Source organism: Clavibacter sp. MX14-G9D (assembly GCF_032917815.1).
Lineage (GTDB): Bacteria > Actinomycetota > Actinomycetes > Actinomycetales > Microbacteriaceae > Clavibacter > Clavibacter michiganensis_K.
In genome coordinates this window covers 1-6002 of record NZ_JAVCVL010000169.1, presented here as the reverse complement: position 1 = coordinate 6002, position 6002 = coordinate 1, and the positions used below count along the sequence as shown (strand labels likewise).

Genomic DNA, 6002 nt, shown 5'->3' with positions numbered 1-6002 from the left:
CTCGCGGAGCGCGCCGTCCGCGGGCGCGCCGCCGTCGCGCGGGCTCGCGGCGGGGCCCCGTCCCCTCGTGCCGCGGGTGGTGCGTCCTCGTGCCGCCGTGTCGACCATGGATCCTCCGTGCCGTCGTCTCCGCCGGCGTCCCTGCCGGCACCGGCCACGCTACGGACGATTCCTCCACCTGCCGAATGTCCCGTCGCGGGCCTCCAACGCGGTCCCGCGGCGACGGCCCGCGGGTTGTGGGAACCCTCAGCGCGGGGTCGGGCGACGGGGCCAGGACGGGCGCGTCGCGTGCCGGCCCGGAGGGCGGCATCCCGAGGGGGTCGCCCGAGGCCTGCGTCGCCCGCGGAAGCGCGGCCCTCAGCGGCGCGGCGCACCGGGAGCGGACCCGTCGGCCCGCCGCGCGTCCGGCAGCGGGACGCCGTCGCTCCTCACAGCCCGCATGGGGCGGACGCACGGACCAGTACGATCGTGGGCAACGGCGACAGCTCTTCGGGTGAGCTGTCCCGCCAGCGCCGGGCCGGTCTTCGGGTAAAAGTCGGTCGTGTGCGCGGCCCGGTCCCGCAGCCCTCGAGGCTCGGGACCGGGTCCCTCTCCCCCGCCGCGCCGCCGGAACCTAGGCGGAGGCGGTGGACTCCTCGGCGACGACCGCCAGGAGGCCCTCGCCGTACGTGTCGAGCTTCTTCTGCCCGACGCCCGTGACCTGCGCCAGCTGCCCGAGGTCCGCCGGGCGCACCGTGGCGACCTCGCGCAGCGTGACGTCGGCGAACACGACGTAGGCGGGCACGCCCTGCTCCTTGGCCTGCTCCGAGCGCCAGGCGCGGAGCGCCTCGAACAGGCCCTGCGCCTCCTCGGGGAGGTCGACCACCTGGCCGCCGCGGCTCCGCGTGGTGCGCGTGCCGCGTCCGCGGACGATGCGCTCGGGCTCCTGCCGCATGGGCACCTGGCGCGCACCCGTCAGGACGTCGCCGCTGCCGGCCGTGATGACGAGGGTGCCGTAGCCGTCGTCGCTCACGCCGAGGAGGCCCTGCGCGAGGAGCTGGCGCACCACCCCGCGCCACTGGACGTCGGTGAGCTCGGTGCCGATGCCGAAGGTGGCGAGCTGGTCGTGGCCCTGCTGGCGCACGCGGTCGGTCTCCTCGCCGCGCAGGATGTCGATGAGGTGCGCCGCCCCGAACCGCTGGCCGCGCTCGCGCTGCAGCCGCACGACAGTGGAGAGGAGCTTCTGCGACGGGACGGTCGCGTCCCACGTCTCGACGGGCTCGAGGCACGTGTCGCAGTTGCCGCACGGGCCCGTCTCCTCGCCGAAGTAGCGGAGGAGCTGCACGCGACGGCACCCCACGGTCTCGCAGAGCGCGAGCATGGCGTCGAGGTGCTGGGCGAGCCGCCGCCGGTGCTGCGCGTCGCCCTCGGACTGGTCGATCATGCGGCGCTGCTGCACCACGTCCTGGAGCCCGTAGGCGAGCCAGGCGGTGGACGGCAGGCCGTCGCGGCCCGCGCGCCCCGTCTCCTGGTAGTAGCCCTCGATGGACTTCGGCAGGTCGATGTGGGCGACGAACCGCACGTCCGGCTTGTCGATGCCCATGCCGAAGGCGATGGTGGCGCACATGACGATGCCGTCCTCGCGGAGGAAGCGCGCCTGGTTGCGCTGGCGGACCGCCGCGTCGAGGCCCGCGTGGTACGGCAGCGCGGTGATGCCCTGCTTGTTCAGCGCCTCCGCGGTCTGCTCCACCGTCTTCCGGGAGAGGCAGTAGACGATGCCCGCGTCGCCCGCGTGCTCGGTGCGGATGAGGTCGACCAGCTGCTTGCGCGGCTCGGCCTTCGGCACGATCCGGTAGCGGATGTTGGGCCGGTCGAACGAGGAGACGAAGTGCCGGGCGTCCTGGAGGCCGAGGCGCGCCGTGATGTCGGCGTGCGTGGCCTCGTTGGCGGTCGCGGTGAGGGCGATGCGCGGCACCTCGGGCCAGCGCTCCGCCAGCATGGACAGGGAGAGGTAGTCCTTGCGGAAGTCGTGGCCCCACTGGGAGACGCAGTGCGCCTCGTCGATGGCGAAGAGCGCGATGCGCGCCTCGTCGAGGAGACGCCCCATGCGGTCGAGGATGAGCCGCTCCGGCGCGAGGTACAGCAGGTCGAGGTCGCCGTCGAGGAGGGCGCGCTCGACCTCGCGGCTGGTCTCGAGGTCCTGCGTGGAGTTGAGGAACGCGGCCCGCACGCCCACGGCGCGCAGGGCGTCGACCTGGTCCTGCATGAGGGCGATGAGGGGCGAGATGACGACGCCGGTGCCCTCGCGCACGAGGCTCGGGATCTGGTAGCAGAGCGACTTGCCGCCGCCCGTGGGCATGAGCACCAGGGCGTCGCCGCCGCCGATGACGTGCTCGACGATCTCCTGCTGGTCGCCGCGGAAGGCGTCGTACCCGAAGACCGTGCCGAGGCGCTCGAGGGCGGGGGCCAGGGCGGGGGATCCGGCGGGCGCGGGAGGGGTGGAGGTCATCGCGGCAATCGTATCCGGGCCCCGGGGAGCAGGCGGCGGTGGGGCGGGGTCGGGGACGACGACGGCCCCTCCCGGATGGGGAGGGGCCGTCGTCGCGGATCGGGCGCGGCTCAGATCGCGGTGGGGTCCGAGCTCGCGCCGGGGGTGGCCTGCGCGGCCTCGGCCGCCGCCTGCTCCTTGAGGGCGGCCACGTCGACGGCGCGCACCTCCTGGATGAGCGACTCCAGCGCCGGGGCGGGCAGCGCGCCCGCCTGGCTGAAGATGAGCGTCTGGTCCTTGAAGATCATCAGCGTCGGGATGGCGGAGATGTTCGCCTGCTGCGCGAGGAACTGCTGCGCCTCGGTGTCGACCTTGCCGTGGACGATGTCGGCGTGCTTCTCGCTCGACTGGTCGAACACCGGCGCGAACTGCTTGCACGGGCCGCACCAGTCGGCCCAGAAGTCGACGACGACGATGCCGTTCTGGTCGACGATGCTCTCGAAGTTCTCGGCGGTCAGTTCAGTGGTGGCCATGGTGCGTCCTCTTCTCGTGCTCGTCGTCAGGGTCGTGGGGTGCAACAGGCCGGGCGGCCCGGGCATTCCGCCCGCGCCGCCCCGCCGCTACCAGACGAGGACGATCGAGGGCCAGACGGTGCGGGAGCCCCGGGCCGCGTCATCGCCGGAGTAGGACGCCGTGAGCAGGTGGATCCCCCGCGACAGGCGCGGCAGCGTCACCGTCGCGCGGCCCGCATCGGCCTCGGTCAGGTCGACCGACGCGATCGCGCGCCCCCGGTCCAGGATCTGCACGCGACCCGTGACGGGCGCCCCGCCGGCCGCGAGCCGCACCGAGTACCGCACGGGCTGGCCGCTGCGCGCGAGGAGCCGGTCGGCGTGGCCGGTGAGGCTCGACGCGTCGCGCACCGTGTCGAGGCCGACCACCACGGGGTCGTGGTCGCTCGAGCGGAACGCGCTCGTGCCGTCGGTGGCGGCGCCGTCGTACTGGCGCGCCGCCCACTCCGGCGCGTTGACGTCCCAGACGCCGACGCCCGTGACCTGGCGCGCCCCGGTGCCGGTCGCGAGCACGTGGTCGAGCGATCCGACCTCCCCGTCGAAGGAGTACGTGCGCTCGCCGGGGGCGCGCGCGGCCACCAGGTCGACGAAGCCCGCGTCGCGGAGGACCTGGATGGGGTCCTCCTCGGAGTAGGCGTTGAAGTCGCCGAGCAGGTAGAGCAGGTCCGACCCGCTCGACGCGCGCAGCTCGGTCGCGAAGCGCGCGACGGCCCGGGCCTGCGCGACCCGGTCGGCGTTGAAGAAGCCCTGGCCGTCGGCGGGCTGGGTGCCGGATCCCGACTTCGACTTGAAGTGGTTCGCGACCACCGTGAAGGTCCGGTCGCCGCCGCGGAACGACTGCGCGATCGGCTCGCGGGCGTTGCCCCACACCGTCTCGTCGATCTGCGTGGCGGCCGCGCCCACGGGCGTCACCGCGTCGGCCCGGTAGACGATGGCGTTCTGGATCTCGTCGGTCGGGGTGCCCTGGAGCGCCGCGGGGGTGCGCACGTAGTCCCACACCGCCGATCCCGCCGCGTCGTTCAGACCGCGCACGAGGTCGGCGGTGGCGGTGTCGGCCGGCTCGCCGAAGCGCGTCGAGTCCTCGATCTCCATCAGGGTCACGACCTGCGCGTCGAGCCCGGTGATGGCCGTGACGATCTTGGCGCGCTGGGCGCGGAACTCCTCGGCGGTCTGCGCGCCGCGCTCCCCGAGCGTCGTGAAGTAGTTGAGGACGTTGAAGCCGGCGATGCGGACGTCGCCGCCGACCTCCGGCGCGACGGCCGGGCGCGGCGCCGCGCTCGTGAAGGTCGGCACGCGGCCGACCGCGTCGAGCGAGGTCAGCGGGGTCGTGGGCTGCAGGCGCCAGTCGTCGAAGCCGAAGGCGAGCACGTAGGGCGTCGCGGGGAAGACCGGCGCGTCGCCGTTCCGGACGACCTGCTCGGCCGAGTAGTACGGCTGGGTCGCGCCGGCCGGGTAGGCGGCGTTCGTCAGCTGGATGGCGAATCCGTCGTCGAGGAGGAGCCGGCGCGCGCGGTTGTCGGCGGCGATCCGGTCGGCCTCCGCGCCCGGCCGCACCACGTCGGTGGCCTTCACGGGCAGGTCGGCGCCCGCGCTCAGCCACAGCGTGCCGAAGGACTCGAGCTGGTGGGCGGATCCGACGCGGTACTCGCCCGTCGGCGTGACGAGCATGCTCTCGAGCGACTCGCGGTCCGCGCCGCGCAGCGTGTCGGGCAGCGCGGTGGGGGCGGGCACGCCGACTCCGGCCTGCACGAGGTCGGTCGCGGTGGCGGACACCTGGGTCTGGCCCTGCCGCTCGGAGGCGGTGCCCGTGACGCGCACGAGGTCGCCGATCGCGACGGCCGGGTCCGCGGCGCCCAGGTAGACGAACAGCCCGTCGGAGGCGCCGGGCGTCGCGTCGACCGCGCCTCCGCTGCCGGCGGTCTGGATGGCGACGCCGGCGTAGCCGCTCGCGCCGCGGTAGTCGCCCGTGACGACGCCCTCCACGGTGACGACCCGGCCGGCGTACGGCGTCGTGCCGCCGGTCCCCTGCACGTCCGCGATGGAGACGGTGTCGGCCTGCGCGGGGGCTGCGACCAGCGCGCCCAGGGCGAGGGCCAGCGCCGTCCCCACGGCAGCCGGTCGGCGGAGCGCGCGGCCCGCGCGCCTCGTGGTGTCCTCGTCGTGCGCCGTCATCCGGTGTCCCCCTCCATCGCGTGACGGTGCCCGGCGGGGCACCTCCTCGAGGCTATGCGGCGCGGGGCCGCAGGGGGAGGCCGGGCACCGTCCCGTCACCCGCTCGTCACATGCCGGCAGCCCGTGGACCCTGGCCGCACGGTGCGCTCCTGCGGTGCCGCCGTCCGGGACCTCCGCGGCTCCTCGTCGGACGTTGAGCGCCCGGTGTGCTTGTACTATTGTAAGGACATTCCGCCGCCGGGCGCCCGGCGCGTCCGCCGACCGAGAGGCTGTGCACCGCCGCATGTCCCCCTCCTCCCCGCTCCTCCCCACCCGCCCCCGCGCGCCCCGGTCCCGTCGATGAGGGCGACCGTCGCGGGTGCGCCCGTCAGCTTCGGCGTGTTCGAGCTGACCCCCGAGGGCGCCGAGGTCGTCACCCCCGACGACATGGTGGAGGCGCTGGCCGAGACCGGCTACTCCGGGATCGACCTCGGGCCGGTCGGCTACCTCGGCCGCGGCCGGGAGCTGCGCGACCGCCTCGCCGGGGCGGGACTCGAGCTCGCGGGCGGGTGGATCCAGCTCCCCCTCACCGACGACGACGCCTTCGAGGCCGCCCTCCCCGAGCTGCACGCGTCGCTCCGCGTGTTCCAGGAGGCCGCCGAGGCCGGGCCCGCCCGCCTGCCGCTGCCGACCCTCGCCGACGCCGGATCCGCCGTGCGCGCCGCCGCCCCCTCCGGGGCCCCCCCCCCCGAGCTGCCCGCGTCGCCCCGGGTGTTCCAGGGGCCCGCCGGGGCGGGCCCCGCCCGCCTGCCGCT

The 6002-nt window shown here is 75.1% G+C and carries 3 protein-coding genes and 1 pseudogene; 1 reads left to right on the top strand and 3 read right to left on the bottom strand.

All coding sequences use genetic code 11. The annotated features are described in order from the left end of the window. Positions 1-613 precede the first annotated feature (613 nt). From recQ to Q6969_RS12115, 3 genes are all read right to left on the bottom strand, one after another. Complete coding sequence (gene recQ / locus Q6969_RS12125; protein WP_317230668.1) at positions 614-2488, bottom strand: DNA helicase RecQ; 1875 nt, start codon at positions 2486-2488, stop codon at positions 614-616. A gap of 110 nt (positions 2489-2598) precedes the next feature. Further along, entirely contained in the window at positions 2599-3000 is a 402-nt protein-coding gene (trxA, locus tag Q6969_RS12120) for a thioredoxin (protein ID WP_104290319.1), read from the bottom strand. 87 nt (positions 3001-3087) lie between these two features. Further along, on the bottom strand, positions 3088-5208 hold the full coding sequence (locus Q6969_RS12115) for an ExeM/NucH family extracellular endonuclease (RefSeq protein WP_317230667.1): 2121 nt from the start codon (positions 5206-5208) through the stop codon (positions 3088-3090). Positions 5209-5547: 339 nt separating this feature from the next. Here Q6969_RS12115 and Q6969_RS12110 point away from each other — a divergent pair. Beyond that, a pseudogene (locus Q6969_RS12110) lies at positions 5548-6002 on the top strand (hypothetical protein); the annotation flags it as partial.